We start from the raw sequence: 26,471 nt of genomic DNA, 5'->3' as shown, positions 1-26,471 counted from the left end.
CTCCTTGCGCCTGGGCGCCGCTCTCGCGGAGCGGGTGCTCGCCGTCGTGGTTTCGCCATTGGTGGTTTCGCCATTGGTGGTTTCGGTAGCAAGACGACGGGAAGGCGAAGCAGGTTGTTTGCGTTCGGATTACGGTTCAGTTCCTGCTCAGAAGCCGGGTCGCGCCCGCGGCCACCGTCGTCGCGAGGATCCAGCCCAGGATGATCACCACCGCGGCCAGCCACTGCCAGCCGCCGCGCAACTGCCAGTAGCCGACCTGACCGAGGTCGATGACCGGGAGCAGCAGGTCCAGGGCGAACAGGGACGGGCTCCAGTTCGGGTGCTCGCCGCTCTTGATCGGCGGATGGTGGGCGTGCGAGAAGGCGTACGAGGTCAGCGCCCACAGCACGGCCATCCATACGGCGGCCCGGCCCGGCCGGTACCCGTACGCGACCGTCCAGTCCTGCGCGTAGCCCCAGAGCTTCCCCGCGAACGGCAGGTTCTCGCGCCGGTGGCGCTGCTTGGCCAGCAGTACCTCGCGCGCGCCCTCGTCGTCGCCGCCGGTCCGTAGCACGGTGGCGAGCCGCTCGTACGGCTCCGGGCTGTACTCGGCGGTCGCCGCCGCCACCCACTCCAGCCGCTTGGCCAGGGGGAACCGGTCACGCGGTACGAGGGTCTCGTACTGGAAGCCGCCCATCTGGAGGTTGCCCGGGCCCGGCCAGCTGTCCGCCCGGTCGATGAGGACGCCGACGCGGGCGCCGGACAGGACGACCTTGCCGCGCTCCGGCTTCTCGCCGAGGAAGCGCAGCTCGGGCACCTGGACGCGGCGCAGAGACAGTTCCTGTGTGTCGTTGAAGGTGAAACGGGCCCGCTCCAGGTCGACGGCGTCGCCGAACCGTCCGTCGTCCAGCCGTATCCCGCCCTCGCACACGAACCGCTGGACGCGTGTGCCGCGCGCGGGAGTGCTGCCGCTCGTGTAGAGGGGATTTCCGACGCCGGCGGGGGTCAGATAGAGGGTGCGCTCGACGGTCAACTGGGGCGCGTTCAGGGCGAGGCGGCCGTACGGGTTGGTGAGCCTGCTGCCGCGCAGACTGAGCGAGGCGCCGACGGTCGCGCCGCGCAGGCTCAGCTCGCCGTGCGACTCCAGCATCTCGGCCTGCACGTCCTGGGCGACGGTCAGCCCGTCCGCGGAGATCGAACGGCCGTGCCGGTCGCGGTAGACGACCGCCTGGTTGAGCAGCAGATCGGTGCCGATGTGCGCGTCCGCCAGCCGTACGCCGTTGTGGAACCGGCAGCGCGGCAGATGCAGATCGCCCTCCGTGTGCAGCCGGGCCGCCTCCAGGCGCGGCACCGAGCAGTCCACCAGCCGTACGGTCGTGAACCGGGCCTCGGGCAGCAGGATCTCCTTCTCGAACCGGCAGCCCTTCAGCTCCATGTACGGCACCACCTGGCCGCCCGCCAGCTCCAGGGTGCCCTTGATCTGTACGCCGACCAGCTTCAGCGCGGAGACCCGGCCGGCCAGCGCGGGCGGACCGTCCAGCAGCAGCCAGGCCACGACTCGGGCCCGTACGGTGCGCTCGGGGCCCCAGGGATGGCCGCCGTGCGGATCGTCCTCGGCGATGTCACCGCTGCGCAGGTCGTAGACGCTGCCGTTGCGGAATGCCTGCCACATGCCGGCCTCGGCGGCGGTCAGGTCGTCCGGCGGCTCCCCGTCCCGGACGCCGGCACCCTCGGTCACGGCCCTTCCTTCCTCCTCGATCACTCGCGCGTCGGTGCGTGCACCATGTGTCGGTGGGTCCACCATGTATCGCACAGCTGTTCATGCCCGCTGTGTGACGCTCTGAACGCTAGACGTGAAGGTGATCTTCCGGGTTCCCGCGCCGGGGCGTTCCAGCCACTGGAACGCTCCGACGTCAGCCGACCGACGTCTGCGAGAATTGGGCCCGTGATCTCTCGAATCGATCTGCGCGGCGACGCCCTCCCGGAGGGACCCGCCCTGCGCGACCTGTTGCCCCGAGCCGACTTCGACGTCTCGGCCGCCCTGGAGAAGGTGCGTCCGATCTGCGAGGCCGTGCATCATCGGGGCGACGCGGCGCTGATCGACTTCGCGGAGAAGTTCGACGGCGTGCGCCTCACATCCGTACGGGTCCCGGCCAAGGCCCTCACGGACGCGCTTGAGCAGCTCGACCCGGCCGTCCGCGCGGCCCTGGAGGAGTCCATCCGCCGCGCCCGTACCGTCCACCGCGAGCAGCGCCGCACCACGCACACCACCCAGGTCGTCCCCGGCGGCACGGTCACCGAGAAGTGGGTACCGGTCGAGCGCGTCGGCCTCTACGCCCCCGGTGGCCGGTCGGTGTACCCGTCGTCCGTGATCATGAACGTGGTGCCCGCGCAGGAGGCCGGTGTTCCGTCGATCGCCCTCGCCTCCCCGGCGCAGGCCGAGTTCGACGGACTGCCGCACCCCACGATCCTCGCCGCCTGCGCACTGCTCGGCGTCGACGAGGTGTACGCGGCCGGCGGTGCCACCGCCGTCGCGATGTTCGCGTACGGCACCGAGTCCTGCCCGCCCGCCAACATGGTCACCGGGCCCGGCAATATCTGGGTGGCCGCCGCCAAGCGGTACTTCACCGGGGTCATCGGCATCGACTCCGAGGCGGGCCCGACCGAGATCGCGGTCCTCGCGGACGACACCGCCGACCCGGTGCACGTCGCCGCCGACCTGATCAGCCAGGCCGAGCACGACCCGCTCGCCGCCGCCGTGCTCGTCACCGACTCCGTCGCGCTCGCCGACGCGGTCGAGAAGGAGCTGGCGCCGCAGGTCGAGGCCACCAAGCACATCGAGGACCGCATCCGGCCCTCGCTCGCGGGCAGGCAGTCCGCGATCGTGCTCGTCGACGGCGTCGACGAGGGCCTCCGTGTCGTCAACGCATACGGCGCCGAGCACCTGGAGATCCAGACGGCGGACGCGGCGGCGGTGGCCGAACGCGTCGTCAACGCGGGCGCGATCTTCATCGGCCCGTGGGCGCCGGTCTCCCTCGGCGACTACGCGGCCGGCTCCAACCACGTGCTCCCGACCGGCGGTTGCGCCTGCCACTCCTCCGGTCTGTCCGTCCAGTCCTTCCTGCGTGGCATCCACATCGTCGACTACACGAAGGACGCGCTGGCCGAGGTCGCGCACCACGTGGTGACGCTGGCGGAGGCGGAGGACCTGCCCGCGCACGGCGCGGCGATCAAGGCAAGGTTCGGCTGGAAGGTACCTGAGGGCAAGTGAGCGACGTACGTATCGACGATCTCCCCGTACGCGACGAGCTGCGCGGCAAGTCCCCCTACGGCGCGCCCCAGCTCGACGTCCCCGTACGGCTGAACACCAACGAGAACCCGTACCCGCTGCCCGATCCGCTGGTCGAGCGCATCGCCGAACGGGTCCGTGAGGCGGCGCGCCACCTCAACCGCTACCCGGACCGGGACGCGGTGGAGCTGCGGACGCGGCTCGCGGAGTATCTGACGAAGACGTCCGGGTACGAGGTCGGCCCGGCCAACGTGTGGGCGGCCAACGGCTCCAACGAGGTCATCCAGCAGCTCCTGCAGACCTTCGGCGGACCCGGCCGTACGGCCATGGGCTTCGAGCCCTCGTACTCCATGCACGGGCTCATCTCGCGCGGCACGGGCACCGGCTGGATCTCCGGCCCCCGGGGCGACGACTTCACGATCGACCTCGAGGCGGCGGAGAAGGCCATCGTCGAGTACCGGCCGGACGTCGTCTTCATCACCACCCCCAACAACCCCACGGGCAACGCGGTTTCGCGGGAGACCGTCCTCGCACTGTACGAGGCGGCGCAGTCGGCCAAGCCGTCGATGGTGGTCGTGGACGAGGCGTACATCGAGTTCAGCCACGGCGACTCGCTGCTGTCCCTCATCGAAGGACGGCCGAATCTCGTCGTCTCGCGCACGATGTCCAAGGCCTTCGGCGCGGCCGGCCTGCGTCTCGGCTACCTCGCCGCGCACCCGGCGGTCGTGGACGCCGTCCAGCTCGTCCGGCTGCCGTACCACCTCTCCGCCGTCACCCAGGCGACCGCTCTGGCCGCCCTGGAGCACACCGACACCCTCCTCGGCTATGTCGAACAGCTCAAGGCGGAGCGGGACCGGCTGGTCGAGGAACTGCGCGCCATCGGCTACGAGGTGACCGAGTCCGACGCGAACTTCGTGCAGTTCGGCAGGTTCGACGACGCGCACGAGGTGTGGCAGAAGATCCTCGACCGGGGCGTCCTGGTCCGGGACAACGGAGTGCCCGGGTGGCTGCGAGTGACCGCCGGAACCCCCGCCGAAAACGACGCGTTCCTCGACGCGGTACGTGACCTGCAGTGTTTTGTGGGGAACACCCCCACGCCCTCGAAGGAGCAGAGCGCATGACTCGCGAAGGCCGCGTCGGCAGAATCGAACGCACGACAAAGGAGACGTCCGTTCTCGTCGAGATCAATCTCGACGGCACCGGAAAGACGGAGATCTCCACCGGGGTCGGCTTCTACGACCACATGCTCGACCAGCTCGGCCGCCACGGTCTGTTCGACCTGACCGTGAAGACCGACGGCGACCTGCACATCGACTCGCACCACACCATCGAGGACACCGCCCTCGCGCTGGGCGCCGCCTTCAAGCAGGCCCTCGGCGACAAGGTGGGCATCTACCGCTTCGGCAACTGCACGGTCCCGCTGGACGAGTCCCTCGCCCAGGTCACCGTCGACCTGTCGGGGCGCCCGTACCTCGTGCACACCGAGCCCGAGAAGATGGCGCCGATGATCGGCGAGTACGACACGACGATGACCCGGCACATCCTGGAGTCCTTCGTCGCCCAGGCCCAGATCGCGCTGCACGTGCACGTGCCGTACGGGCGCAACGCGCACCACATCGTCGAGTGCCAGTTCAAGGCGCTCGCGCGGGCGCTGCGGTACGCCTCCGAGCGCGACCCGCGCGCGGCCGGCATCCTGCCCTCCACGAAGGGCGCGCTGTGAACGGCCTGTCGACGGTCCTGATCGTCGTCGGTCTCTTCCTGATCGGCGGTGTCATCTCCTTCGCCAAGCAGCAGATGCCGAAGAGTCTCATCACGCTGTTGTCGATCGGCGCCGCGATGTGTCTCGTCGCGGGCGTCCTGAGGCTGGAGGTGTGGAATTGAGCATCGTAAGCACGGCAAACACGGGGAGCACCACCGTTTCGAAGCGGGTAGTCGTCTTTGACTACGGCTTCGGCAACGTCCGCTCCGCCGAGCGTGCTCTCGCGCGCGCGGGCGCCGAGGTCGAGATCACGCGTGACTTCGACAAGGCCATGAACGCGGACGGACTGCTGGTGCCGGGTGTCGGTGCCTTCGCCGCCTGCATGAAGGGCCTGAAGGAGGCACGCGGCGACTGGATCATCGACCGCAGGCTCGCCGGCGGCCGTCCTGTGATGGGCATCTGCGTGGGCATGCAGATCCTCTTCGCACGCGGCATCGAGCACGGCGTGGAGACCGAGGGCCTCGACGAGTGGCCCGGCGCGGTCGAGCCCCTCCAGGCCGAGATCGTGCCCCACATGGGCTGGAACACCGTCGACGCCCCGGCCGGCTCGGAGCTCTTCGCGGGCCTCGACGCCGACGCGCGCTTCTACTTCGTGCACTCCTACGCCGTCCACGACTGGGCCCTCGAGACGCACAACCCGGCCCTGACCGCGCCCAAGGTCACCTGGTCGACGCACGGCAAGCCCTTTGTGGCGGCCGTCGAGAACGGCGCGCTGTGGGCCACGCAGTTCCACCCCGAGAAGTCCGGCGACGCCGGAGCGCAGCTGCTGAACAACTGGATCGGAACCCTCTGATGTCTGCCAAGCCCTCAGGAAAGCTCGAACTCCTCCCCGCCGTGGACGTCCGCGACGGCCAGGCGGTCCGGCTCGTACACGGCGAGTCCGGTACGGAGACTTCCTACGGCTCTCCCCTGGAAGCCGCCCTCGCCTGGCAGCGCGCGGGCGCCGAGTGGCTGCACCTGGTCGACCTGGACGCCGCGTTCGGCACCGGCGACAACCGGGACCTGGTCGCCGAGATCACCGGGGCCATGGACATCAAGGTGGAGCTGTCCGGCGGCATCCGGGACGACGCCTCGCTGGCGAAGGCCCTGGCCACCGGCTGCACCCGCGTGAACCTCGGCACCGCCGCCCTGGAGACCCCCGAGTGGGTCGCCAAGGTCATCGCCGAGCACGGCGACAAGATCGCGGTGGGTCTCGACGTACGCGGCACGACCCTGCGCGGCCGCGGCTGGACCAGTGACGGCGGTGACCTCTACGAGACGCTGGAGCGCCTCAACAAGGAGGGCTGCGCGCGTTACGTCGTCACGGACATCGCCAAGGACGGCACGCTCCAGGGTCCCAACCTGGAGCTGCTTCGCCATGTGTGTGCCGCGACCGACCGCCCGGTCGTGGCCTCCGGCGGCGTGTCCTCCCTCGCCGACCTCCGCGCCATCGCCGACCTGGTACCCCTCGGTGTCGAGGGCTCCATCGTCGGGAAGGCCCTGTATGCGAAGGCGTTCACCCTGGAAGAGGCCTTGGAGGCGGTAGCCCGGTGAGCGACGTACGACGCGTCACTACGGGCGCGCCCTGGGAGGAGACCTTCGGCTACTCCCGGGCAGTCGAGCTGCCGAACGGCCTGGTGCTGGTCTCCGGCTGCACGTCCATAGTGGACGGCCAGATCGCCGGAGGCGGTCCGTACGAGCAGACGGTCAACGCCTTCAACGTCGCGTTCGCGGCGCTGGAACAGGTGGGACTCGGCCGCGACGACGTCGTACGCACGCGCATGTACATCACCCATGCCCGGGACGTGGACGAGGTCGGGCGCGCTCACAAGGAGCTGTTCGACTCCGTCCGGCCCGCCGCATCCATGATCATCGTCTCCGGCTTCGTGGACCCCAGCCTGGTCGTCGAGGTCGAGGTGGAGGCGTTCCGAGGAGAAGCCGCACCATGACCCTTGCCGTTCGAGTCATCCCCTGCCTGGACGTGGACAACGGCCGGGTCGTCAAGGGAGTCAACTTCCAGAACCTGCGCGACGCGGGCGACCCCGTCGAGATGGCCAAGGTGTACGACGCCGAGGGCGCCGACGAGCTGACGTTCCTGGATATCACCGCCTCGTCGGGCAACCGCGAGACCACGTACGACGTGGTGCGCCGCACCGCCGAGCAGGTCTTCATCCCGCTGACGGTCGGCGGCGGCGTCCGCACGGCCGAGGACGTGGACAAGCTGCTGCGGGCGGGCGCGGACAAGGTCGGCGTCAACACCGCCGCGATCGCCCGCCCCGACCTGATCCGCGAGATCGCCGAGCGCTTCGGCCGCCAGGTGCTCGTCCTGTCCGTGGACGCGCGCCGCACCGAGTCCGGCTCCTTCGAGGTCACTACCCACGGCGGCCGCAAGGGCACCGGCATCGACGCCGTCGAGTGGGCCCACCGGGCCGCGGAACTGGGCGCGGGCGAGATCCTGCTCAACTCGATGGACGCGGACGGCACGAAGGACGGCTACGACCTGGAGATGATCGCGGCCGTCCGCCGGCACGTGACCGTCCCCGTCATCGCCTCCGGCGGCGCCGGCAAGCTCGCCGACTTCCCCCCGGCCATCGAGGCAGGCGCCGACGCGGTCCTCGCCGCCTCCGTCTTCCACTTCGGCGACCTGCGCATCGGCCAGGTCAAGGACGCGCTGCGGGAGGCGGGCCACCCCGTACGGTGACGCCGCTCCCGGCCTGAGCCCCGGTTGCCCGACGGCGGCCGGGGCATCGCCGACTACCGCAGCGGGAGCTCAGATCCCCAGCTGCTTCGTCTCGTGCAGGCGGGTGATCGCCTCCTTCTCGCCCTCCAGCTCCACATCGGCCACCTGCTGGCGTCCGTACAGGAAGAGCAGCAGTTCGGAGGGCTCGCCGGTGACCGTGACGACCGGAGCGCCCCGATGGGCGACCGCGGTCTGGCCGTCCGGGCGGCGGAGCACCAGGCCGGTGGGGGAGCCGCGGCCCATGAGGCGGGCGGTGCGCTCCAGGCGGGACCAGAGGGCGTCCTGGAAGACGTGGTCGAGCTCGCGCGGGGACCAGTCGGGCTGGGCGCGGCGGATGTCCTCGGTGTGCACGTAGAACTCGATCGTGTTGGACGCCTCGTCGATCTGCTTGAGGGAGAAGGGCGAGAAGCGCGGCGGTCCGGTGCGGATGAGCTGGATCAGCTCCTCGTACGGCTTCGCGGTGAACTCCTCCATGACCCGGTCCAGGCGCGACGCGAGCTGCTTGATGAGGATGCCCCCGGCGGCGTCCGGGCGGCGCTCGCGCACCACCACGTGCGCGGCCAGATCACGGGTCTTCCAGCCCTCGCACAGGGTGGGAGCCTCCGGGCCCGCGGTCTCCAACAGGTCGGCGAAGAGGAGCCGTTCACGCTTGGCATGGGTTGACATGACGCCAGCCTACGACCGGGCGGAGCGGTCCGGGCAGCCAAGGTCCCGGCGAGGCGCGACACAGGGCTCGCAGAAGTGCTCGGCGAGCGCCCGGCATTCGTATGACAAGAGGGTCCGGCCTGTGGACAACGGAGCGGGCACATCGCGGCGGCGCGGCACAATGGCCGCATGACCAGCACGCCGTCCTCCAGCAGCCCCCCCAGTCCCGGAGCCCCGAGCGGCCCCGGCGCTCCCAGCGGCCTGGACCCCGAGATCGCCGCGCGCCTCAAGCGCAGCGCCGACGGGCTCCTGCCCGCCATCGCCCAGCAGTACGACACCGGTGAGGTGCTCATGCTCGGCTGGATGGACGACGAGGCACTGCACCGCACGCTCACCACGGGTCGCTGCACCTACTGGTCACGCAGTCGCCGCGAGTACTGGGTCAAGGGCGACACCTCCGGCCACTTCCAGTGGGTGAAGTCCGTCGCCCTGGACTGCGACGCCGACACTGTCCTCGTCAAGGTCGACCAGGTGGGCGCCGCCTGCCACACCGGTGCCCGTACCTGCTTCGACGAGGACGTCCTCAAGGCCGTGGAAGGCGTCGAGGGCGACGCCGATTCCGACGTACCGTCACTGGATCAGTAAGGTCAGCCGCCATGGACCTCGAGACGTTCCGCAAGCTGGCCACCGACCGCCGCGTCATCCCCGTCAGCCGTAAGCTCCTCGCCGACGGCGACACCCCGGTCGCGCTCTACCGCAAGCTCGCCGCCGAGCGCCCCGGCACCTTCCTGCTGGAATCCGCCGAGAACGGTCGATCCTGGTCCCGCTATTCCTTCGTGGGTGTCCGCAGCCACGCCACCCTCACCGCCCGCGACGGCCAGGCCCACTGGGTGGGCACCCCGCCCGTCGGCGTCCCCGTGGACGGTGACCCCCTCGCCGCCCTGCGCGCCACCATCGAGGCGCTCCACACCCCCCACCAGGAGGGCATGCCACCCTTCACCGGCGGCATGGTCGGCTACCTCGGCTACGACATCGTGCGCCGCCTGGAGAAGATCGGCCCCGGCGAGCGCGACGACCTCCGGCTGCCCGAACTGACCATGCTGCTGACGAGCGACCTGGCGGTCATGGACCACTGGGAGGGCTCGGTCCTCCTCATCGCCAACGCCATCAACCACAACGACCTCGACACAGGCGTCGACGAGGCCTACGCCGACGCCGTCGCCCGCCTCGACGCCATGCAGGCCGACCTCACCCGCCCCGTCGCCCAGCCCCCGGCGGTCCTCCCGCCCTCCGAACTGCCCGAGTACTCCGCGCTGTGGGGCGGCCCCGACTTCCAGGAGGCCGTCGAGGACATCAAGGAGCGCATCCGGGCCGGCGAGGCCTTCCAGGTCGTCCCCTCCCAGCGCTTCGAAACGCCGTGCACGGCAAGCGCGTTGGACGTCTACCGGGTCCTCAGGGCGACCAACCCCTCCCCGTACATGTACCTGTTCCGCTTCGACGGCTTCGACGTCGTCGGCTCCTCCCCCGAGGCCCTGGTCAAGGTCGAGGACGGGCAGGCCATGGTCCACCCCATCGCCGGCACCCGGCACCGGGGCTCGACCCCGCAGGAGGACCAGGCCCTCGCCGACGAACTCCTCGCCGACCCCAAGGAACGCGCCGAACACCTCATGCTCGTCGACCTGGGGCGCAACGACCTGGGAAGGGTCTGTGAGCCGGGCTCGGTCGAGGTCGTCGACTTCATGTCCGTCGAGCGGTACTCCCACGTCATGCACATCGTGTCCACCGTCACCGGCCGGGTGGCGGCGGGCCGTACGGCCTTCGACGTGCTGACCGCCTGCTTCCCCGCCGGCACCCTCTCCGGCGCCCCGAAGCCGAGAGCCATGCAGATCATCGACGAGCTGGAGCCCTCCCGCCGAGGCCTCTACGGCGGCTGCGTCGGCTATCTCGACTTCGCCGGCGACTCCGACACGGCCATCGCCATCCGCACCGCCCTGCTGCGCGACGGCACGGCGTACGTCCAGGCCGGCGCCGGCATCGTCGCCGACTCGGACCCCGTCGCCGAGGACACCGAGTGCCGCAACAAGGCGGCGGCGGTCCTGCGCGCGGTCCACACGGCGAACCGGCTCGGACAATAGGGCCCATCTCACGTGAACCCCGAGTGACGGCGACCCCGGCGCGCAGGCGATAGTGGAGTACGTGACCGCTGTACCTCATCCCCGTTCCGAACCCGCGTTCGTCCGCTCCGGGCGGCGCAGCCTCGCCCTGGCACTGCTGAGCGGCGCACTGGGCGCGGCCGTGGCGCTGCTCGCCTCCCGGCAGCACTGGTCGGAGGGCACCGCCTCGATCGCGGGCGGCGCCTTCCCGCTGACCGCCAAGGGCAGCGACGTCACGGGTGTGCCCGCGGCCCTCGCCATAGTGGGCCTCGCCGCGCTCGTCGCCGTCTTCGCCGTACGCCGGTCCGGGCGCGTCCTGGTCGCCGTCCTGCTCGCGCTCTCCGGCGCGGGCACCATCGCTGCGGCGCTGCTCGGCGCGTACGACAGTTCGGCGCTCGACGACAAGGCCGCCGAGGCCTCGGGCGACACCTCCGCGACGGTCGACGTGCTCAGCCACACCGGCTGGCCGTACGTCGCGGCGGCCGGCGGGGCGCTCATGCTCCTCGCGGGGCTGCTCGCACTCCGCTACGGGCGGCTGTGGCCCGCGATGTCCGGCCGCTACGAGCGGGACGGCACCCCTCGGCCGCGCAAGGCCAAGCCCGTCGACCCGGACCGGCCCGAGGACATGTGGAAGGCCCTCGACCGCGGTGAGGACCCCACGGGCCCGGATCCGGCATAGGCCGTACGACCGTCCGTCCGCCCCCCCACGTGACGGGCGGCACATGCCCCCCGCTCACGGCCCGTGCGCGAGATACGGGACAATGGGCGGCGAGCGTCCACTCACCACGCGCTCGAGCGAAACCCACGAGCGGAACGCATCGGGCACCACGCATTCAGCAACGAGGAGCAAGACATGGCGGGCAGCAGCCACGGTCACACCCCGGCCGCCTGGACCGGCGTCACCATCGCCTTCATCGGTTTCTGCGTCTCGGGCGCCTACATGGTGATGGCCGAGCCGCTGGGATTCTGGGCCGGCATGGTCATCACGGTCCTCGGCGGTGTCGTCGGCATGATCATGAAGGCCATGGGCCTGGGCCAGCCGAAGGACGCGCACGCCGTGTACCACCAGGCGTCCGCCAAGAGCAGCGAGGTCGTGACCCCCGAGCCGGCCGCCGCCAAGGGCTGACTTCCGTCGAGGGGCGGTCCGGCGGTATCGGCGCCGGACCGCCCCTTGCGCGCGCGTGCGAACCGCGCGGGGCAGAATGCGGTGTGTGAACGCCGAGACCCAGCCAGTCGCGCCGCAGCCACGCATCCATGCGGTCGGGGGTGTGCTGCGACGCCTTTGGGTGCCCGCCGGAGTGCTCACGGCCGTCGGCGCGGCCTTCGCGTACGTCGCCGCCGTGGACCCCAACGAGCCCGGCCACTACCCGGTCTGCCCCCTCTGGCGTTTCACCGGCCTGTACTGCCCCGGTTGCGGCGGTCTGCGCAGCGCGCACTCCTTCGCCCACGGGGACATCGCGACCGCCGTCACCGACAACGCCCTCGCGGTGGCCGGATTCCTGGGCTTCGCGGTGCTGTGGACCGTATGGGTGGTGCGTGTGGCGCGCGGACGACCGATGCGCTTCGCCCTCCGCCCCCTGCAGTTGTGGACGCTCGGTGCGGTGGCACTGGTCTTCACCGTTGTCCGGAACCTTCCGTTCGGCGGCTGGCTCCATCCTTGATCGAATGGCGAATGTCCAGGTAATGGGACCGCCGTCAGCCGGATGCGAGAGCTGCGCCCCGCTCCGGATACCATCGCAGTGAACTGCCAGAACACTGAGAACCGCTCGACTGTCAATACATGACTGTCAATAAGTGACTGTCAAACGTTGTCACCGATCGCAACCGTCTGAAAGGGGGCCGCTCGCGTGAGTGTGCTCGACGAGATCATCGACGGAGTCCGTGCCGACCTCGCGGAGCGGCAGGCGCGCGTCAGCCTCGACGAGCTAAAGGAGCGCGCGGCGAAGGCTCCGGCGGCCAAGGACGGCGCGGCCGCCCTGCGCGGTGACGGCGTCAAGGTGATCTGCGAGGTCAAGCGGTCCAGCCCCTCCAAGGGCGCGCTCGCCGCGATCGCCGACCCGGCCGGCCTGGCGGCCGACTACGAGGCGGGTGGCGCGGCGGTCATCTCCGTCCTCACCGAGCAGCGTCGCTTCGGCGGCTCGCTCGCCGACCTGGAGGCCGTTCGCGCCCGCGTGGACATCCCTGTCCTGCGCAAGGACTTCATCGTCACCTCGTACCAGCTGTGGGAGGCACGGGCGTACGGCGCCGACCTGGCCCTGCTGATCGTCGCGGCCCTCGACCAGTCGGCGCTGGAGTCGTTGATCGAGCGGGCCGAGTCCATCGGGCTCACCCCGCTCGTCGAGGTGCACGACGAGGACGAGGTCGAGCGGGCGGTGGACGCCGGCGCCCGGGTGATCGGTGTCAACGCGCGCAACCTCAAGACGCTCGAGGTCGACCGTTCCACGTTCGAGCGGGTCGCCCCCGAGATCCCCGACTCCATCGTCAAGATCGCCGAGTCCGGCATCCGCGGGCCGCACGACCTCATCGCCTACGCCAACGCCGGCGCCGACGCGGTTCTCGTGGGCGAGTCCCTCGTCACCGGCAAGGACCCCAAGACCGCGGTCGCCGACCTCGTCGCCGCGGGCGAGCACCCGGCGCTGCGGCACGGCCGGAGCTGACCGACCACCATGACCGACCGCACCGTCACCACCGCCGACCGGCCGGGGTCCGACCCGGCCCGGGTGACGGGGTGCGCGGGGGCGGCCCGGTCCGGGGAAGTCACCCACACGGGTGATCCGGGGCCGGTAGGCTGTGCCCCGATGTTCTCGACGTTCTCGATCGCCATGACGACGAGGGACCCCTACGCCCGCCTCGCGCGCGGGTGCCGTCCCCGTGGCTGCCGGGCGCCCGCCCGCCGTGTCCACGGGCGCCGGGTCCGTTACGTCATCGGCGACGAGCCGGGCCAGGTGAACGGCATGCGATGGTCCAGGACACGTACGCGCCCCCTGCGGTGAGCTGAGCCGTATCGGTGTGGTGAACGCCGGGTGCCTCGGCCCCGTCGGCCCTCATGTCTGCCGACAAATCAGGCAGCCCCGCTCCGGAGCGGCACGCGTACGTGATCACTGTGAGCCATAGTCCGACCAACGACGGGGCTACGCCCCTGTGAGGTAACCGCATGTCCAGCGAGTTCTTCATTCCCGACCCGGAGGGTCAGGTCCCCAGCGCCGAGGGGTACTTCGGTGCGTTCGGCGGCAAGTTCATCCCGGAGGCGCTGGTCGCCGCCGTGGACGAGGTGGCCGTGGAGTACGACAAGGCGAAGCACGACCCCGAGTTCGCGCGTGAGCTCGACGATCTGCTCGTCAACTACACCGGGCGGCCCAGCTCGCTCACCGAGGTGCCCCGGTTCGCCGAGCACGCCGGTGGCGCCCGGGTGTTCCTCAAGCGCGAGGACCTCAACCACACCGGATCGCACAAGATCAACAACGTGCTCGGGCAGGCCCTGCTCACCAAGCGCATGGGCAAGACCCGGGTCATCGCCGAGACGGGCGCGGGGCAGCACGGCGTCGCCACCGCCACCGCCTGCGCGCTCTTCGGGCTCGACTGCACGATCTACATGGGTGAGATCGACACCCAGCGGCAGGCGCTCAACGTGGCCCGGATGCGCATGCTCGGGGCCGAGGTCATCGCCGTGAAGTCCGGCTCCCGGACCCTCAAGGACGCCATCAACGAGGCGTTCCGCGACTGGGTCGCCAACGTCGACCACACCCACTATCTCTTCGGTACGGTCGCGGGGCCCCACCCCTTCCCCGCCATGGTGCGGGACTTCCACCGGGTGATCGGTGTCGAGGCTCGGCGGCAGCTGCTGGAGCGCGCTGGGCGGCTTCCCGACGCCGCCGTCGCCTGCGTGGGTGGTGGGTCCAACGCCATCGGGCTGTTCCACGCCTTCATCCCGGACACCGACGTACGCCTCATCGGGTGCGAGCCCGCCGGTCACGGTGTCGAGACCGGTGAGCACGCGGCGACCCTGACCGCCGGTGAGCCGGGCATCCTGCACGGCTCACGGTCGTACGTCCTGCAGGACGAGGAGGGCCAGATCACCGAGCCTTACTCGATCTCGGCGGGGCTCGACTACCCGGGCATCGGGCCCGAGCACTCCTACCTCAAGGACAGCGGGCGCGGCGAGTACCGCGCGGTCACCGACGACGCGGCCATGCAGGCGCTGCGCCTGCTGTCGCGCACCGAGGGCATCATCCCGGCGATCGAGAGCGCCCACGCGCTCGCCGGTGCCCTGGAGGTCGGCAAGGAGCTGGGCAAGGACGGGCTGATCGTCGTCAACCTGTCCGGGCGCGGCGACAAGGACATGGACACGGCCGCACGTTACTTCGGTCTGTACGACACGGCCGCCGACGCCGAGGTGGCCGCCGACGCGGCCGACATCGCGGAGATCGAGGGGGACGCCAAGTGAGCGGGAACATTCAGCTGCTGTCGGACACCCTCTCCGCCGCCAAGGCCGAGGGACGGTCCGCGCTCATCGCCTATCTGCCGGCCGGGTTCCCGACCGTCGACGGCGGGATCGCCGCCATCAAGGCGGTCTTCGAGGGCGGCGCGGATGTCGTCGAGGTCGGGCTGCCGCACAGCGACCCGGTCCTCGACGGGCCGGTCATCCAGACCGCCGACGACATCGCCCTGCGCGGTGGCGTCAAGATCGCGGATGTGATGCGTACGGTGCGGGAGGCCTTCGAGGCCACCGGGAAGCCCGTCCTGGTCATGACGTACTGGAACCCGATCGACCGGTACGGAGTCGAGCGCTTCACCGCCGAGCTCGCTGAGGCGGGCGGGGCCGGGTGCATCCTGCCCGACCTGCCCGTCCAGGAGTCGGCGCTGTGGAGGGAGCACGCCGAGAAGCACGGGCTCGGCACGGTCTTCGTGGTCGCGCCCAGCAGCAAGGACGCCCGCCTCGCCGAGATCACCGCGGTGGGCAGCGGCTTCGTCTACGCCGCCTCGCTGATGGGCGTCACGGGTACCCGCGAGTCGGTGGGCGTGCAGGCCCAGGACCTGGTGCAGCGCACCCGGGCCACCGGCACCGACCTGCCTGTCTGCGTCGGACTCGGTGTCTCCAACGCCGAGCAGGCCGCCGAGGTCGCCGGCTTCGCCGACGGCGTGATCGTCGGGTCCGCGTTCGTGAAGCGGATGCTGGACGCGCCGGACGAGGCAGCCGGCCTGAACGCCGTACGGGAACTGGCGGGCGAGCTCGCAAAGGGCGTGCGCCGGGGCGTCTGAACGGTGCGCGCCCCGGCGTGTGCCACGGCATGCGAGGGGGCGCGTGACGTTCGCCCGTTTGTCGTACGGGGGTGGGTGGACGTAACGGGTCATTCGCTCACTCGAACGGGTGGAAGTGGGATCGGGGAGGCGCGGTGCGCCTCCCCGGTTCGTTCTGCGGGATGTGAGCGAGAAGAACCGTGAGGGAAAGCGCACAGCCCGTGAGCGGCTGGCGGAGGAGCGCGAGAAGCAGAAGGCCGCCGAGAAGCGCCGTCGGGTGTTGATCGTGGGCGCCTCGGTGGTGTGTGTGCTGGGGCTGGCCGCCGTGATCGGCGTCGTGGCGGCGAACGCGGGCAAGGACGACGCCGAGGCCTCGGGCCCGGTCGTCGCGCCCTCGGGGGCCAACGGCGAGGACAGCCTCGCGATCCCCGTCGGGGACGCCGGCGCCACGTCGACCCTCACGGTGTGGGAGGACTTCCGCTGCCCGGCGTGCAAGTCCTTCGAGGACGCGTACCGCTCGACGATCCACGAGCTGACCGAGGCCGGCAAGCTGAAAGTCGAGTACCACCTCGTCACCCTCATCGACGGCAACATGGGCGGCAGCGGCTCCCGCAAGGCCGCCAACGCCGCCGCGTGCGCGCAGAACGAGGACAAGTTCGCCGCGTACCACGACGTGTTGTTCGTGAACCAGCCCGCCGAGACCGACGACGCCTTCGCCGGCGACAGCAAGCTCATCGACCTCGCGAAGAAGGTGGAGGGACTGGACACCTCGGCCTTCCGCACCTGTGTCGAGGACGGCACGCACACCAGCTGGGTCGCGAAGTCGAACGAGGCCTTCCAGAAGGGCGGGTTCTCGGGTACGCCCAGCGTGTTCCTCAACGGCACCAACATCTACGCGGACCGGTCGATGACTCCCGCCAAACTGAAGCAGATGGTGGAGGCGAAGGCCAAGGGATGAGGCCCCTGGGCCAGGCGTTGTCGGGTGGGGCCCGTGTGACGTCAAGGGGCGGATAGTACGGCGTTATGGACCCGTTGCCGGGCTGCCTGCCGTCTGCCGGGCCCGGCAAGGTAGCGTCGACCCTGCCATGGAACTTGCCTACATTCCCAGCCCGTCGCGCGGGGTGCTGTACCTCGGTCCCGTCCCGCTGCGCGGCTACGCTTTCTGCATCATCATCGGTGTCTTCGTAGCGGTCTGGCTCGGCAACAAACGCTGGATCGCGCGAGGTGGGCGGGCCGGTACGGTCGCCGACATCGCGGTCTGGGCCGTGCCCTTCGGCCTCATCGGCGGTCGGCTCTACCACGTGATCACGGACTACGAGCTGTACTTCAGCGAAGGCCGTAACTGGGTGGACGCCTTCAAGGTGTGGGAGGGCGGGCTCGGTATCTGGGGCGCGATCGCCCTCGGTGCCGTGGGGGCGTGGATCGGGTGCCGCCGTCGTGGCATCCCGCTGCCCGCGTACGCCGATGCCGTCGCGCCCGGGATCGCGCTCGCGCAGGCGATCGGGCGGTGGGGCAACTGGTTCAACCAGGAGCTGTACGGGCGGCCGACGGATCTGCCGTGGGCCGTGGAGATCACGTCCTCCACGGACGGGCGGATGCCGGGGACGTACCACCCCACGTTCCTCTACGAGTCGCTGTGGTGCATCGGTGTCGCGGTGCTCGTCATCTGGGCCGACCGGCGGTTCAAGCTCGGGCATGGGCGGGCGTTCGCGTTGTACGTGGCCGCGTACTGTGCCGGGCGGTTCTGGATCGAGTACATGCGGGTCGACGACGCCCACCACATCCTTGGGCTGCGGCTCAACAACTGGACCGCGCTGTTCGTGTTCCTGCTCGCCGTCGTCTACCTCGTGCTGTCGGCCCGGAAGCGGCCGGGGCGGGAGGAAGCCGTGGAGCCGGGCGTCTCCGACGGGGACGGGGACGCGGGCTCGGATTCCGTGGACCTTGAGAAGGGCGAGGACAAGGACTCGGAGTCTGTGGAGCCCTCGGGGAAGGCGGAGGAGAAGTCCGAGGCTGAGGCTGAGGCCGAGGACGGGGATCGGGCTGAGTCCGTCGAGAAGAGCTGAGGTTTCGCTCGGGTTGCTGTGATTCGCCGCTCCACGGCGGATGTTCCCCACCCACCCGCTCTGAAAGGGCGGGTGGGTTTTTGGTCGGGCTCAGGGCTGGGCTGGGGCGGTCAATGTTTGGTGTAGCGGTTGGCCAAGGTCAGGGTTCTGTGGGCGCTTTCCACTACTGCTTGGTCGATGAAGCGGCCGTTGGGGAGGGCTTGGGCGCCGGGGGTGGTGGATGCGGCTTCCAGGATTTCCTCGGCTGACTCGATCTCCTGCCGGGTGGGGGCGTAGGCCCGTTCGATGACGGGGAGCTGGCGGGGGTGAATGGCCGCGCGACCGAGGAAGCCCAGGGTGCGGCCGTGGGCGCAGGAGTGGGCGAGGCCGGCCAGGTCTCTGGTGTCGGGGTAGATCGACTGGGCGGGGGCGGGGAGGCCGGCGGCGCGGGCGGCGACGATCACTCGGGAGCGGGGCCAGTCCAGGGCGGTGTCGTGCTGGACGCACAGGTCGGCGCGGAGGTCGGCCTCGCCCAGGGCCAGGCCGCGGACGGCGGGGTGGGCGGAGGCGATGTCGTAGGCGCGTTCGACGCCCAGGGCCGACTCGACGAGGGCGTACAGGGGGATGGCGCCGCCGTCGGCGGGGGCGGTTCGTTCCGCGATCCGTACGACGTCGGCGGGGGACGTGACCTTGGGCAGACGGAGGGCGGAGAGGCCCGGGAGTGGGGTGAGGGTCTTGAGGTCCGCTGCCGAGCGGGCCGTGTGCAGGGGGTTGACGCGTACGTGGACTGGGACCGGCGGGCGCTCCGAGAGGAGTTCGGCGGTGGCCGAGCGGGCGTACTCCTTGCGGTCGGGGGCGACGGCGTCCTCCAGGTCGACGATCACCACGTCCGCGCCGGAGGACAGGGCCTTGGCCACGACATCCGGGCGGTCTCCGGGGACGTAGAGCCAGGTCAGGGGGAAGGCCGTGGTCTGGGGGATCACAGCGCGCCCTCCTCGCGGAGCGCCGTGACGTCCGTCTCCGTCAGGCCCAGTTCGGTCAGGATCGCTTCCGTGTCGGCGCCGTGCGGACGGCCCGCCCAGCGGATGGCGCCGGGGGTGGCGGAGAGGCGGAAGAGGACATTCTGCATGCGCAACGGGCCCAGTTCGGGATCGTCGATGGTGGTGATGGTCTCCAGGGCCCGGTACTGAGGGTCCGTCATCACCTCTCGTACGTCCTGGATGGGAGCGACCGCCGCCTCCGCCTTCTCGAACGCGTCGATGACCTCCTCACGGGTGTGACGGGCGATCCACGCGCCGACCGCCTCGTCGAGGACATCGGCGTGACGGGCACGGTCGGCGCCTGAGCCGAACCAGGGCTCGTCGATCAGCTCGGGGCGGCCGACCAGGCGCATCACACGCTCGGCGACCGACTGGGCCGAGGTGGAGACCGCGACCCAGGAGCCGTCCGCCGTGCGGTAGGTGTTGCGGGGGGCGTTGTTGGCGGAACGGTTGCCGGTGCGGGGCTGGACGTGGCCGAGCTGGTCGTACCAGAGGGGTTGGGGGCCGAGGACCGTGAGGATCGGCTCGATGATCGCCATGTCGACGACCTGCCCCTCGCCCGTGCGGTCGCGGGCGGCCAGGGCCGTCATCACCGCGTACGCCGTCGCCAGGCCGGCGATGGAGTCGGCGAGGCCGAAGGGCGGGAGGACGGGTGGGGCGTCGGGTTCGCCGGTGATCGCGGCGAAGCCGCTCATCGCCTCGGCGAGGGTGCCGAAGCCGGGGCGATGCGCGTACGGGCCGAACTGGCCGAAACCGGTGACGCGGGCGAGGACCAGGCGGGGGTTCGCGGCGGAGAGTTCCTTCCAGCCCAGGCCCCATTTCTCCAGGGTGCCGGGGCGGAAGTTCTCGATGATCACGTCGCTGGTCGCGGCGAGGCGGAGGAGCGTGTCGCGGCCGCCGGGCTTGGAGAGGTTCAGCGTCAGTGTGCGTTTGTTGCGGCCGAGGAGTTTCCACCACAGGCCCACGCCGTCCTTCGAGGGGCCGTGGCCTCGGGACGGGTCCGGCTTGGTGGGGTGCTCGACCTTGATGACCTCCGCGCCGAAGTCACCGAGCATCGTGGCGGCCAAGGGGCCGGCGAACAAGGTGGCCAGGTCGAGGACCCGGAGGGCGGTGAGCGGGGCCGACGGCGTGTCGTTCACTGCGGGCATGGAAGAGCGGTCTCCCGGAGGGTGAGCTGGGCCAGGGTGTCGAAGCCGATGCCGTTGAAGTCGGCGATGGAGGTGGCCAGACGGTTCTTGAGGGGGGTCGTCCAGCGGTCCGGGAGTGCTTCCGGGCAGCCGGCGAGCAGGCCCGCGATGCTGCCCGCCGTCGCGCCGTTGGAGTCGGTGTCCCAACCGCCGGACACCGCACGGCAGATGGAGGCCGTGAAGTCGCCGTCCGCGTCGGTGAGGGCGGCGGTGAGCAGGGCGGTGTTGGGGATGGCGTGAACCCAGTGGTGATCGGCGTAGGTGGTGTGGAGTTCGTCGACGATCGTGTCGAAGTCGGCGTGGTCCACGGTGAGTTGGAGGGCGTACTCGATCGCTCCGGCCAGGCGGGAGCGCGGGGGGACGACGGTCAGTCCCGTGCGTAGGCAGTGGTGGATGTTGTGGCTGCCGGTCGCCGCCTCGGCGATGGTGGCCGCGATGAACATCGCCGCGTAGACGCCGTTCGCCGTGTGGGTGAGGGTGGCGTCGCGGTGGGCCTGTTCCGCTGCGGCGGCAGGGTTGCCCGGGTTGGTCCAGCCGTGGACGTCCGCGCGGATGAGGGCGCCGATCCATTCGCGGAAGGGGTTGCGGTGGCGGGCTGTGCGGGGTGGGTCGATGCCGGTGAGGAGGTTGCGGTAGGCGATGCGTTCGGCGGTGAAGGTGCGGCCTGCGGGCAGTTCGTCGAGCCAGAGGCGGGCGACGTCGGTGGTGGTGAAGTCGGGGCCGTGGCGCCTGAGGAGGAGCAGGTTGAGGAGGGGGTAGTTGAGGTCGTCGTCCTCGGGCATGCCGTCGATGTTCTCGGCGAGGGAGGTGTTGGCCGAGCGGCGGTTCCAGGGGTGGGCCCGGAGGAGGTCGGCGGGGACTCCGCTGGCGGTGAAGTAGGTGGCCAGGGGCCAGTTGCCGGTGGACTGGGCGAGTTGGCGGATGGCGGAGAGGGGGAGTTTCTCGACGGGTTTGCCCAGGAGGCAGCCGGTGGCTCTGCCCAGCCAGGCGGCTTCCAGGCGGGGGAGGTGGGTGGCTGGGGTGGGGGGAGTGGCGCTGGCCTGCGCCGACAGGGTGCCGGCTGCGCCCACCCTCCCCCGCACTCGGCTCCGCTCTCGGCTCCGCTCTCGGCTCCGCTCGAGCGAGGGGACCCCCATCACCCCAGCGGCACGATTGCCCGCAGTGCGGATGGGCCAGTGTGGACACTGAGCCTTGATCTTGCTCAGCTCCGTCGGCTCGTTCTCCGCCAAGCTGCTCGGCAGGTCTGCCAGTTCGTCCAGCAAGTCTTCGGCCAGCAATCGCAGGTAGCGGGAGGCCGGTTGGGGTGAGGCGCCTGCGCGCACGGGGGCCGCCGGGCCGCCGGCCGCTCGCCAGCGGGCGGCGATGGCCGAGGGTTCGCGGCCGTCCTGGGTCGCCTGGCGGAGTTCGTGGGCGAGGAGGTCCTCGGGTTGGACCCAGGTGAGGCGGAGGGGGGTCACCGGGGGGCCGCCAGGGTGGTGAAGGCGGCCTCGTGGGCGCGGCGGCGGCGTACGTCCCGGTCGTGGATCTCGCGGGTGACCTCCGCCAGCGTCGCGGCGGGGGCGTGCAGGTCCAGGCGGCTTGCCTCCGCCACCGTCTTCGCCCAGTCCGGCGGGATCTCGGAGCCCAACGCACCTGCCAGGGCGCCCGACATCGTGGCGATCGAGTCGCAGTCGCGGCCGTAGTTCACCGAGCCCAGGACCGCGTGGCGGTAGTCGCCGCGGGACACCAGCAACATGCCGAGGGCGATGGGGAGTTCCTCGATCGCGTGGAGGCGGGAGGGGCGGCGGGCGCCGAGGGAGGGGGAACGGTAGTCGGGACCGACCGTGTCGAAGGGCACCACCGCGTCGCGGAGGGGGCGTAGTGCCGACTCGAAGTCCGTGTAGCGGGCCGCCACTTCGCACACCGACTCGATCGCCGCCTGCGTGCCGTCCTTCGCCAGGGACAGACAGGCCTCGATCACCGACTCCGCCGTCGCGCCCGGTGCGCACGCGGCCGCCACCGCCGCGGCGAACGCGCCCGCCGCCTCCCTGCCGTACGACGACTGGTGGGCGCCCGCGATGTCGAGGGCCTCGGCGTACGCGCCCCTCGGGTCGGCCGCGTTGACCAGGCCGACCGGGGCCATGTACATCGCGGCGCCGCAGTTGACGATGTTTCCGACGCCGGCCTCGCGGGGGTCGTTGTGGCCGTAGTGGAGGCGGGCGACCAGCCACTTCTCCGCGAGGAAGACACGGTGCAGGGGGAGGGCCTCCGCCTCCAGCTCCGGGATCCAGCGCGGGGTGGTCATCATGTCGGGCACCAGGTGCTCGGCGACGGCGTACGCGTCCAGGTGGTCGCGGACCTTCGCGTAGACCCGTACCAGCGCGTGGGTCATCAAGGTGTCGTCGGTGACGTGGCCGTCGCCCTTGTGGTACGGGGCGATGGGGCGGGCGGTGCGCCAGTCTTCGCCGTTCCAGGGGCCGACGATGCCGTGGATTCGGCCGCCGTGGCGTTCGGTGATCTGGTCGGGGGAGTAGCCCTCGACCGGGCCGCCGAGGGCGTCGCCGACCGCGGCGCCGACCAGGGCGCCGGTGATGCGGTCTTCGAGCGTCGCGGTGATGGCTGCTTCGGTGGTGGATTCGGTGGTTGATTCGGTGGTTGCTTCCGGATGGGGGTCCATGGGGGGCGTCATGCCCGAATCATCCTCCTGGGGTGGCGAGTTCCGTGGCTGCGAGAAGTTCGGCGAGGTGTACGAGATCCGTACCCGTGAGGCGGGGGAGGGCGCAGCCGGAGAGGGTGCGGCAGGCGTCGCGCCAGGCGTCGGGGATGGCGACGCCGCCGCTGAGTGCGCCGGTCAGGGCGCCGGCGAGGGCGGGGGCGGAGTCGGCGACTCGGGAGAGGCAGGCGGCGGCGGGGACCGCCTCGGCGATTCGGCCGTGGGCTGCGGTGGCGAGGGCGAGGGCCACGGGGACGGTCTCGGCGGCGGCGATGCCGTAGCTGTAGACGTGGTCGACGATCTGGTGCTCCAGGAGCGGGACCAGGGCGAATGTTCCTTCTTTTTTGTGCTGTTGGGCGAGGTGCAGGGCGTGGCGGGCGTTGCGGCCGATCTCCGTTTCCGCCGGTAGTTCGGCGAGAGCGGCGGTCGCGCAGTCGTCCACGTCCGCGCCGACGAGGGCGAGCGCCACGGCGGCGGCCATGGCGCGGGCGCCGTGCACGCCGTCGCCGTCCTGGGTGTAGCGGGCGTCGAACTCGGCGAGGTCGGCGGCGAGTTGGGGGGCGCCCGGGTGGGCGACCGCCAGTACGCAGGCGCGTACGCAGGCCGCGTCGTCGAAGTAGTGCGGGTTGTCGTGGCCGGTGGCGGGTGGGCGGAGGCCGGTGGCGAGGTTGCCGAGGCCGGCGCGTACGGAGATGCGGGCGCGTAGGGGGAGTACGGCGGACTCGACCTCGGGGGCGCGTTCGGCGGCCGCCGCGATTTCGCTGGCCACGGTGTTCCAGGAGAGGTCGATGGAGGCTCGTGTACGGCGTTCCAGGCTGAGGTCGCCGAGGGCGGCCGCGTCGCCGGCGCGGAGGAGGGCCTCCGCGGCGAACGCCGCCCATTCCGCGTCGTCGGAGGGGCCGAGTCGTAGGGGTTCCGGGGGTTGGTTGAGCGCGATCGGGACGGGGAGGGTGGTTGTCGCGTTCTGCTCGGCGAAGGTGTCCAGTTCGCGGGTGAGGCGGCGGGTCCACTCCGGCATGCGTGCGGCGCGGTGCCGTGCGGCGGGCCAGCCGGCGGCGTCGCCTGCGGCCAGGCCGAGGAGGAGGCCTTCGATACGGCGGAGGCCTTCGATACGGCGGGGTTGGGGGCGGAGCCTCTCGGCCTCGGCTTCGCGCTCGGCCTTCGTTTTCCCCACCGCACCACCCGTGCGACTTTCGTGGTCGAGTGCCGGTGGCCCCTGCGGGGCGTCCTCACCGCCGGCGGCCGCGGGTCCGGTCGGCTTCGCCGTGACCGTGAGTTCCATCGCGACAGACGTCGACCCCTCTCCCGGCACGGGCATTGCCGTAGGTGTCGTTTCCTCCCAAGGGGCGGGTGGTGTCATGAAGGGGTCTCCGTGGGGTTGTCCGGGGTGAGGGTGAAGGTGGTGGGGGCCGGGGGTGGCCGGGTGTCGTGGTGCAGGGGGGCCGTGGTGGTGGTCCACTTGCCGCCCTCGCTCGGGACCAGCAGTTCCGCTACGTCCAGGACGTGGTGGCCGGCCATCGAGGGGAGGCAGCCGCCTCGGGCGGGGCCGATGGCCGTGGCCCAGTCGGGAGGGATCGCCGAGGTTCCCCGGGTCGCGCCGGCCAACGCGCCCGCCACCGCCGCCGTCGTGTCGGCGTCGCGGCCCATGTTGACCGCGGTGAGGACGGACTCGGTGAAGTCGCCGTCGGCTGCCGCGTAGGCGCCGAAGGCGAGGGCGACGGCTTCGGGCGCCAGGTCGGTCCAGGGGTAGCCGCCGATGACGACCGCGGAGCGGACCGCTCGTTCGCCGCGGTGGGCGCCGGCGACCGCGCGGCGCAGGGAACGGGCGGTCCAGGAGTCGTCGGGGATCACGGCGAGGGCGGAGGCCACGACGGCGATCGTGGGTGCGCCCGCCATCGCCGCTGCCACGCCCGCGGCGACCGCCTGGCCGCCGTAGATGCCCTCGCCCTCGTGGCTCACCGAGCCGTCGATGGCGACCAGACGGGCGGCCTCGGCGGGGCGGCCCGCCGCGAAGACGCCGAAGGGGGCCGCGCGCATCGCCAGGCCGTCGCTCCAGGCGTGCCGGTGCTGGGCGGAGATCGGTGCGGCCAGGCCCCGGCGGAGGTTCTCCAGGGTGCCGCGTTCGCTGAAGCCGGCGCCGCGGAACGGCCCCTCGTCCTGGTCCGCGATCCACTGGTGCCAGGCCGTCTCCACATGCGTGACGGTGAGCGCCGAGCCGTGCCGGGCCAGCAGCAGCCCGGAGAAGATGGCGTACTCGGTGTCGTCCGTGCCCGAGGGGTTCTCCGCCACGTACCCGGTGATGCGGCCCCAGCGTGCGCGGATCTCGGAGGGCTTCATGTTCTCCGCGGGCGCCCCCAGCGCGTCCCCGACGGCGAGCCCGAGCAGGGCGCCGCGCGCCCGATCGCGCAGATCGATGGCGTCCCCGGGCGTCGGGACCGAAGGAACGCAGGCGATGGAAGGCATACGGTCGCCTCTCTGGCCCTACGGGCAGTCCGGCCCTGTGGGCAATGTCTGGCCCATGGGCAGTCGGCCCTTGTGGGCAGTTGATCCGCTGTGAAGATTTCTCTGTTCTGAGGATTTCTGGATTTCTCTTGGAGATCTCTGCCACATCGGAGGCCTCACCGGCGCCCAGAACGCGCTCGTATCACCCGGTCGACATCTGTGCAGGACCATGTACGAATGAGCGGAAACGATTCCTCGAACAGCCGTGAACCCTCGGCCCGTTCCGGGTAAGTACGGCCTTCCTTGCTGGCAGAAGCGATTTTCCGAGCGTACGTTCGACGTATGGCGATCATTGAAACCGAGGCCGCGCTGCACGAGGCGCACCGTGACAACCACACCCACCGGGACGTGAACGGGGGCTGGTTGCGGCCGGCCGTGTTCGGGGCCATGGACGGGCTCGTGTCCAACCTGGCGCTGATGACCGGTGTCGCGGGCGGGGCGGCGGGGCGGGAGACGATCGTCATTGCCGGGCTCGCGGGCCTCGCCGCCGGTGCCTTCTCCATGGCCGCGGGCGAGTACACCTCCGTCGCCTCGCAGCGTGAACTCGTCGAGGCCGAACTCGACGTCGAGCGCCGGGAGTTGCGCAAGTATCCCAAGGACGAGGAGAAGGAGTTGGCCGCGCTCTACCAGGCCCGCGGTGTCGAGCCGGTGCTCGCCCATGAGGTGGCGCGTCAGCTCTCGCGCGATCCCGAGCAGGCCCTGGAGATCCATGCCAGGGAGGAGCTGGGTATCGACCCCGGCGACCTTCCCTCGCCGACCGTCGCCGCCGTGTCGAGCTTCGGCTCCTTCGCGCTGGGTGCCCTGCTGCCCGTACTGCCGTATCTGCTCGGCGTGGGCGGCCTGTGGCCCGCCGTGCTGGTCGCGCTCCTCGGGCTCTTCGCGTGCGGTGCGGTGGTGGCCAGGGTGACGGCCCGTACCTGGTGGTTCAGCGGGCTGCGACAGCTGGCCCTCGGGGGTGCCGCGGCGGGTGTGACGTACGCCCTGGGCAGCCTGTTCGGAGCCGCCGTATGATGGATCGGATGGCTACGTATGCGACGGCCCGCATAAGTAGCCGTTACTAGGCGGTTTCGAATGCTTAACCGCTGGGCATGAGCCGTAAGCACCGCTGGCAATGACGCCTGCTCCGCAATCTTCCGCAGTACCTCCAGTGGTGGGCGGCACCGCCCTCTGCGCCGAGTCGATGGACATCGATCTGTCCGGTTGGCTCCCCCTTATCCCGCCGCCGT

Annotated in this window: 28 protein-coding genes; 20 read left to right on the top strand and 8 right to left on the bottom strand. The window is 71.0% G+C overall.

Translation table 11 applies throughout. The features are described from left to right. Positions 1–136: 136 nt before the first annotated feature. The gene (locus CES90_RS02275; protein ID WP_189781735.1) at positions 137–1,717 is read right to left on the bottom strand and encodes an oxidoreductase; all 1,581 of its coding nucleotides are present in this window, start codon (positions 1,715–1,717) and stop codon (positions 137–139) included. Between the two features lie 207 nt (positions 1,718–1,924). Here CES90_RS02275 and hisD point away from each other — a divergent pair, with 207 nt between their 5' ends. From hisD to hisF, 8 genes are read left to right on the top strand one after another with little or no spacing between them, the layout of a single operon-like run. After that, positions 1,925–3,250 (top strand): histidinol dehydrogenase, encoded by a 1,326-nt coding sequence (hisD, locus tag CES90_RS02270; protein ID WP_189781736.1) that lies wholly within the window; start codon positions 1,925–1,927, stop codon positions 3,248–3,250. After that, complete coding sequence (locus CES90_RS02265; protein ID WP_189781737.1) at positions 3,247–4,389, top strand: histidinol-phosphate transaminase; 1,143 nt, start codon at positions 3,247–3,249, stop codon at positions 4,387–4,389. Before hisD ends, CES90_RS02265 begins: the two co-directional genes overlap by 4 nt. Further along, a complete protein-coding gene (gene hisB, locus CES90_RS02260) occupies positions 4,386–4,988 on the top strand; it encodes an imidazoleglycerol-phosphate dehydratase HisB (RefSeq protein WP_189781738.1) in 603 nt (200 codons plus the stop codon). Before CES90_RS02265 ends, hisB begins: the two co-directional genes overlap by 4 nt. Beyond that, positions 4,985–5,149, top strand: a complete 165-nt coding sequence (locus tag CES90_RS02255; RefSeq protein WP_189781739.1) for a hypothetical protein — start codon at positions 4,985–4,987, stop codon at positions 5,147–5,149. Before hisB ends, CES90_RS02255 begins: the two co-directional genes overlap by 4 nt. Positions 5,150–5,151: 2 nt before the next feature. Then, the gene (hisH, locus tag CES90_RS02250) at positions 5,152–5,820 is read left to right on the top strand and encodes an imidazole glycerol phosphate synthase subunit HisH (protein ID WP_373313299.1); all 669 of its coding nucleotides are present in this window, start codon (positions 5,152–5,154) and stop codon (positions 5,818–5,820) included. Continuing rightward, positions 5,820–6,560: a bifunctional 1-(5-phosphoribosyl)-5-((5-phosphoribosylamino)methylideneamino)imidazole-4-carboxamide isomerase/phosphoribosylanthranilate isomerase PriA gene (gene priA / locus CES90_RS02245; RefSeq protein ID WP_189781741.1), complete on the top strand. Its 741-nt coding sequence runs from the start codon at positions 5,820–5,822 to the stop codon at positions 6,558–6,560. Before hisH ends, priA begins: the two co-directional genes overlap by 1 nt. Next, on the top strand, positions 6,557–6,955 hold the full coding sequence (locus CES90_RS02240; RefSeq protein WP_189781742.1) for a RidA family protein: 399 nt from the start codon (positions 6,557–6,559) through the stop codon (positions 6,953–6,955). Before priA ends, CES90_RS02240 begins: the two co-directional genes overlap by 4 nt. Then, positions 6,952–7,707 (top strand): imidazole glycerol phosphate synthase subunit HisF, encoded by a 756-nt coding sequence (gene hisF / locus CES90_RS02235; RefSeq protein WP_189781743.1) that lies wholly within the window; start codon positions 6,952–6,954, stop codon positions 7,705–7,707. Before CES90_RS02240 ends, hisF begins: the two co-directional genes overlap by 4 nt. A gap of 69 nt (positions 7,708–7,776) precedes the next feature. Here hisF and CES90_RS02230 read toward each other — a convergent pair whose 3' ends face one another. After that, positions 7,777–8,412: a TIGR03085 family metal-binding protein gene (locus tag CES90_RS02230; protein WP_189781744.1), complete on the bottom strand. Its 636-nt coding sequence runs from the start codon at positions 8,410–8,412 to the stop codon at positions 7,777–7,779. A 168-nt stretch (positions 8,413–8,580) separates the two neighbouring features. Here CES90_RS02230 and hisI point away from each other — a divergent pair, with 168 nt between their 5' ends. The 11 genes from hisI (at position 8,581) to lgt (ending at position 17,845) form a co-directional block, all read left to right on the top strand. Further along, positions 8,581–9,036: a phosphoribosyl-AMP cyclohydrolase gene (gene hisI, locus CES90_RS02225; RefSeq protein ID WP_189781745.1), complete on the top strand. Its 456-nt coding sequence runs from the start codon at positions 8,581–8,583 to the stop codon at positions 9,034–9,036. 11 nt (positions 9,037–9,047) lie between these two features. Then, on the top strand, positions 9,048–10,526 hold the full coding sequence (locus CES90_RS02220) for an anthranilate synthase component I (protein WP_189781746.1): 1,479 nt from the start codon (positions 9,048–9,050) through the stop codon (positions 10,524–10,526). Between the two features lie 52 nt (positions 10,527–10,578). Beyond that, positions 10,579–11,223 carry a TIGR02234 family membrane protein gene (locus CES90_RS02215; RefSeq protein ID WP_189781747.1) on the top strand — a complete coding sequence of 215 codons (645 nt, stop codon included), beginning with the start codon at positions 10,579–10,581 and terminating at the stop codon, positions 11,221–11,223. A gap of 174 nt (positions 11,224–11,397) precedes the next feature. Then, entirely contained in the window at positions 11,398–11,670 is a 273-nt protein-coding gene (locus CES90_RS02210; protein WP_189781748.1) for an HGxxPAAW family protein, read from the top strand. 76 nt (positions 11,671–11,746) lie between these two features. Then, positions 11,747–12,205, top strand: a complete 459-nt coding sequence (locus CES90_RS02205) for a DUF2752 domain-containing protein (RefSeq protein WP_189781749.1) — start codon at positions 11,747–11,749, stop codon at positions 12,203–12,205. 186 nt (positions 12,206–12,391) lie between these two features. Beyond that, positions 12,392–13,201, top strand: a complete 810-nt coding sequence (gene trpC / locus CES90_RS02200) for an indole-3-glycerol phosphate synthase TrpC (RefSeq protein WP_189781750.1) — start codon at positions 12,392–12,394, stop codon at positions 13,199–13,201. 141 nt (positions 13,202–13,342) lie between these two features. Beyond that, positions 13,343–13,537 carry a tryptophan biosynthesis modulator TrpM gene (gene trpM / locus CES90_RS51870; protein ID WP_189781891.1) on the top strand — a complete coding sequence of 65 codons (195 nt, stop codon included), beginning with the start codon at positions 13,343–13,345 and terminating at the stop codon, positions 13,535–13,537. Between the two features lie 161 nt (positions 13,538–13,698). After that, on the top strand, positions 13,699–14,988 hold the full coding sequence (trpB, locus tag CES90_RS02190) for a tryptophan synthase subunit beta (protein WP_189781751.1): 1,290 nt from the start codon (positions 13,699–13,701) through the stop codon (positions 14,986–14,988). Next, a complete protein-coding gene (gene trpA, locus CES90_RS02185) occupies positions 14,985–15,803 on the top strand; it encodes a tryptophan synthase subunit alpha (RefSeq protein WP_189781752.1) in 819 nt (272 codons plus the stop codon). Before trpB ends, trpA begins: the two co-directional genes overlap by 4 nt. Positions 15,804–15,966: 163 nt before the next feature. Next, entirely contained in the window at positions 15,967–16,740 is a 774-nt protein-coding gene (locus CES90_RS02180; protein ID WP_189781753.1) for a DsbA family protein, read from the top strand. 127 nt (positions 16,741–16,867) lie between these two features. Further along, positions 16,868–17,845, top strand: coding sequence for a prolipoprotein diacylglyceryl transferase (gene lgt / locus CES90_RS02175; protein WP_189781754.1), 978 nt, complete (start codon positions 16,868–16,870; stop codon positions 17,843–17,845). Positions 17,846–17,955: 110 nt separating this feature from the next. On the opposite strand, the gene CES90_RS02170 is transcribed toward lgt, so the two are convergent. The 6 genes from CES90_RS02170 to CES90_RS02145 all read right to left on the bottom strand — a co-directional run bounded on the left by CES90_RS02170 (position 17,956) and on the right by CES90_RS02145 (position 25,206). Beyond that, positions 17,956–18,807, bottom strand: a complete 852-nt coding sequence (locus CES90_RS02170) for an HpcH/HpaI aldolase/citrate lyase family protein (RefSeq protein ID WP_189781755.1) — start codon at positions 18,805–18,807, stop codon at positions 17,956–17,958. Further along, positions 18,804–20,012: a CaiB/BaiF CoA transferase family protein gene (locus tag CES90_RS02165; protein WP_189781756.1), complete on the bottom strand. Its 1,209-nt coding sequence runs from the start codon at positions 20,010–20,012 to the stop codon at positions 18,804–18,806. Before CES90_RS02165 ends, CES90_RS02170 begins: the two co-directional genes overlap by 4 nt. Continuing rightward, positions 20,000–21,508, bottom strand: coding sequence for an ADP-ribosylglycohydrolase family protein (locus CES90_RS02160; protein WP_189781757.1), 1,509 nt, complete (start codon positions 21,506–21,508; stop codon positions 20,000–20,002). The genes CES90_RS02165 and CES90_RS02160 overlap by 13 nt, the downstream gene beginning before the upstream one ends. Continuing rightward, positions 21,505–22,719, bottom strand: coding sequence for an ADP-ribosylglycohydrolase family protein (locus CES90_RS02155; RefSeq protein WP_229913685.1), 1,215 nt, complete (start codon positions 22,717–22,719; stop codon positions 21,505–21,507). Before CES90_RS02155 ends, CES90_RS02160 begins: the two co-directional genes overlap by 4 nt. A 7-nt stretch (positions 22,720–22,726) precedes the next feature. Next, positions 22,727–24,025 carry an ADP-ribosylglycohydrolase family protein gene (locus CES90_RS02150; RefSeq protein WP_373313290.1) on the bottom strand — a complete coding sequence of 433 codons (1,299 nt, stop codon included), beginning with the start codon at positions 24,023–24,025 and terminating at the stop codon, positions 22,727–22,729. 74 nt (positions 24,026–24,099) lie between these two features. Beyond that, positions 24,100–25,206 (bottom strand): ADP-ribosylglycohydrolase family protein, encoded by a 1,107-nt coding sequence (locus CES90_RS02145; protein ID WP_189781759.1) that lies wholly within the window; start codon positions 25,204–25,206, stop codon positions 24,100–24,102. Between the two features lie 321 nt (positions 25,207–25,527). Between CES90_RS02145 and CES90_RS02140 the strand changes: the two genes are divergently transcribed. After that, a complete protein-coding gene (locus CES90_RS02140; RefSeq protein WP_189781760.1) occupies positions 25,528–26,256 on the top strand; it encodes a VIT1/CCC1 transporter family protein in 729 nt (242 codons plus the stop codon). The last annotated feature ends 215 nt before the right edge of the window (positions 26,257–26,471 follow it).

This window comes from Streptomyces capitiformicae (assembly GCF_002214185.1).
Taxonomy (GTDB): domain Bacteria; phylum Actinomycetota; class Actinomycetes; order Streptomycetales; family Streptomycetaceae; genus Streptomyces; species Streptomyces capitiformicae.
This window is presented reverse-complemented; position numbering and strand designations above follow the sequence as displayed.

Bases quoted from the DNA above. Each gene is read 5' to 3' on its own strand.
- lgt (WP_189781754.1), top strand. From the start codon at position 16,868: ATGGAACTTGCCTACATTCCCAGCCCGTCGCGCGGGGTGCTGTACCTC.
- hisF (WP_189781743.1), top strand. From the start codon at position 6,952: ATGACCCTTGCCGTTCGAGTCATCCCCTGCCTGGACGTGGACAACGGC.
- trpB (WP_189781751.1), top strand. From the start codon at position 13,699: ATGTCCAGCGAGTTCTTCATTCCCGACCCGGAGGGTCAGGTCCCCAGC.
- CES90_RS02150 (WP_373313290.1), bottom strand. From the start codon at position 24,025: ATGGAACTCACGGTCACGGCGAAGCCGACCGGACCCGCGGCCGCCGGC.
- trpM (WP_189781891.1), top strand. From the start codon at position 13,343: ATGTTCTCGACGTTCTCGATCGCCATGACGACGAGGGACCCCTACGCC.
- CES90_RS02145 (WP_189781759.1), bottom strand. From the start codon at position 25,206: ATGCCTTCCATCGCCTGCGTTCCTTCGGTCCCGACGCCCGGGGACGCC.
- hisB (WP_189781738.1), top strand. From the start codon at position 4,386: ATGACTCGCGAAGGCCGCGTCGGCAGAATCGAACGCACGACAAAGGAG.
- priA (WP_189781741.1), top strand. From the start codon at position 5,820: ATGTCTGCCAAGCCCTCAGGAAAGCTCGAACTCCTCCCCGCCGTGGAC.
- CES90_RS02140 (WP_189781760.1), top strand. From the start codon at position 25,528: ATGGCGATCATTGAAACCGAGGCCGCGCTGCACGAGGCGCACCGTGAC.
- CES90_RS02220 (WP_189781746.1), top strand. From the start codon at position 9,048: ATGGACCTCGAGACGTTCCGCAAGCTGGCCACCGACCGCCGCGTCATC.
- CES90_RS02155 (WP_229913685.1), bottom strand. From the start codon at position 22,719: ATGACGCCCCCCATGGACCCCCATCCGGAAGCAACCACCGAATCAACC.
- CES90_RS02210 (WP_189781748.1), top strand. From the start codon at position 11,398: ATGGCGGGCAGCAGCCACGGTCACACCCCGGCCGCCTGGACCGGCGTC.
- hisI (WP_189781745.1), top strand. From the start codon at position 8,581: ATGACCAGCACGCCGTCCTCCAGCAGCCCCCCCAGTCCCGGAGCCCCG.
- CES90_RS02230 (WP_189781744.1), bottom strand. From the start codon at position 8,412: ATGTCAACCCATGCCAAGCGTGAACGGCTCCTCTTCGCCGACCTGTTG.
- CES90_RS02165 (WP_189781756.1), bottom strand. From the start codon at position 20,012: ATGCCCGCAGTGAACGACACGCCGTCGGCCCCGCTCACCGCCCTCCGG.
- CES90_RS02205 (WP_189781749.1), top strand. From the start codon at position 11,747: ATGCGGTGTGTGAACGCCGAGACCCAGCCAGTCGCGCCGCAGCCACGC.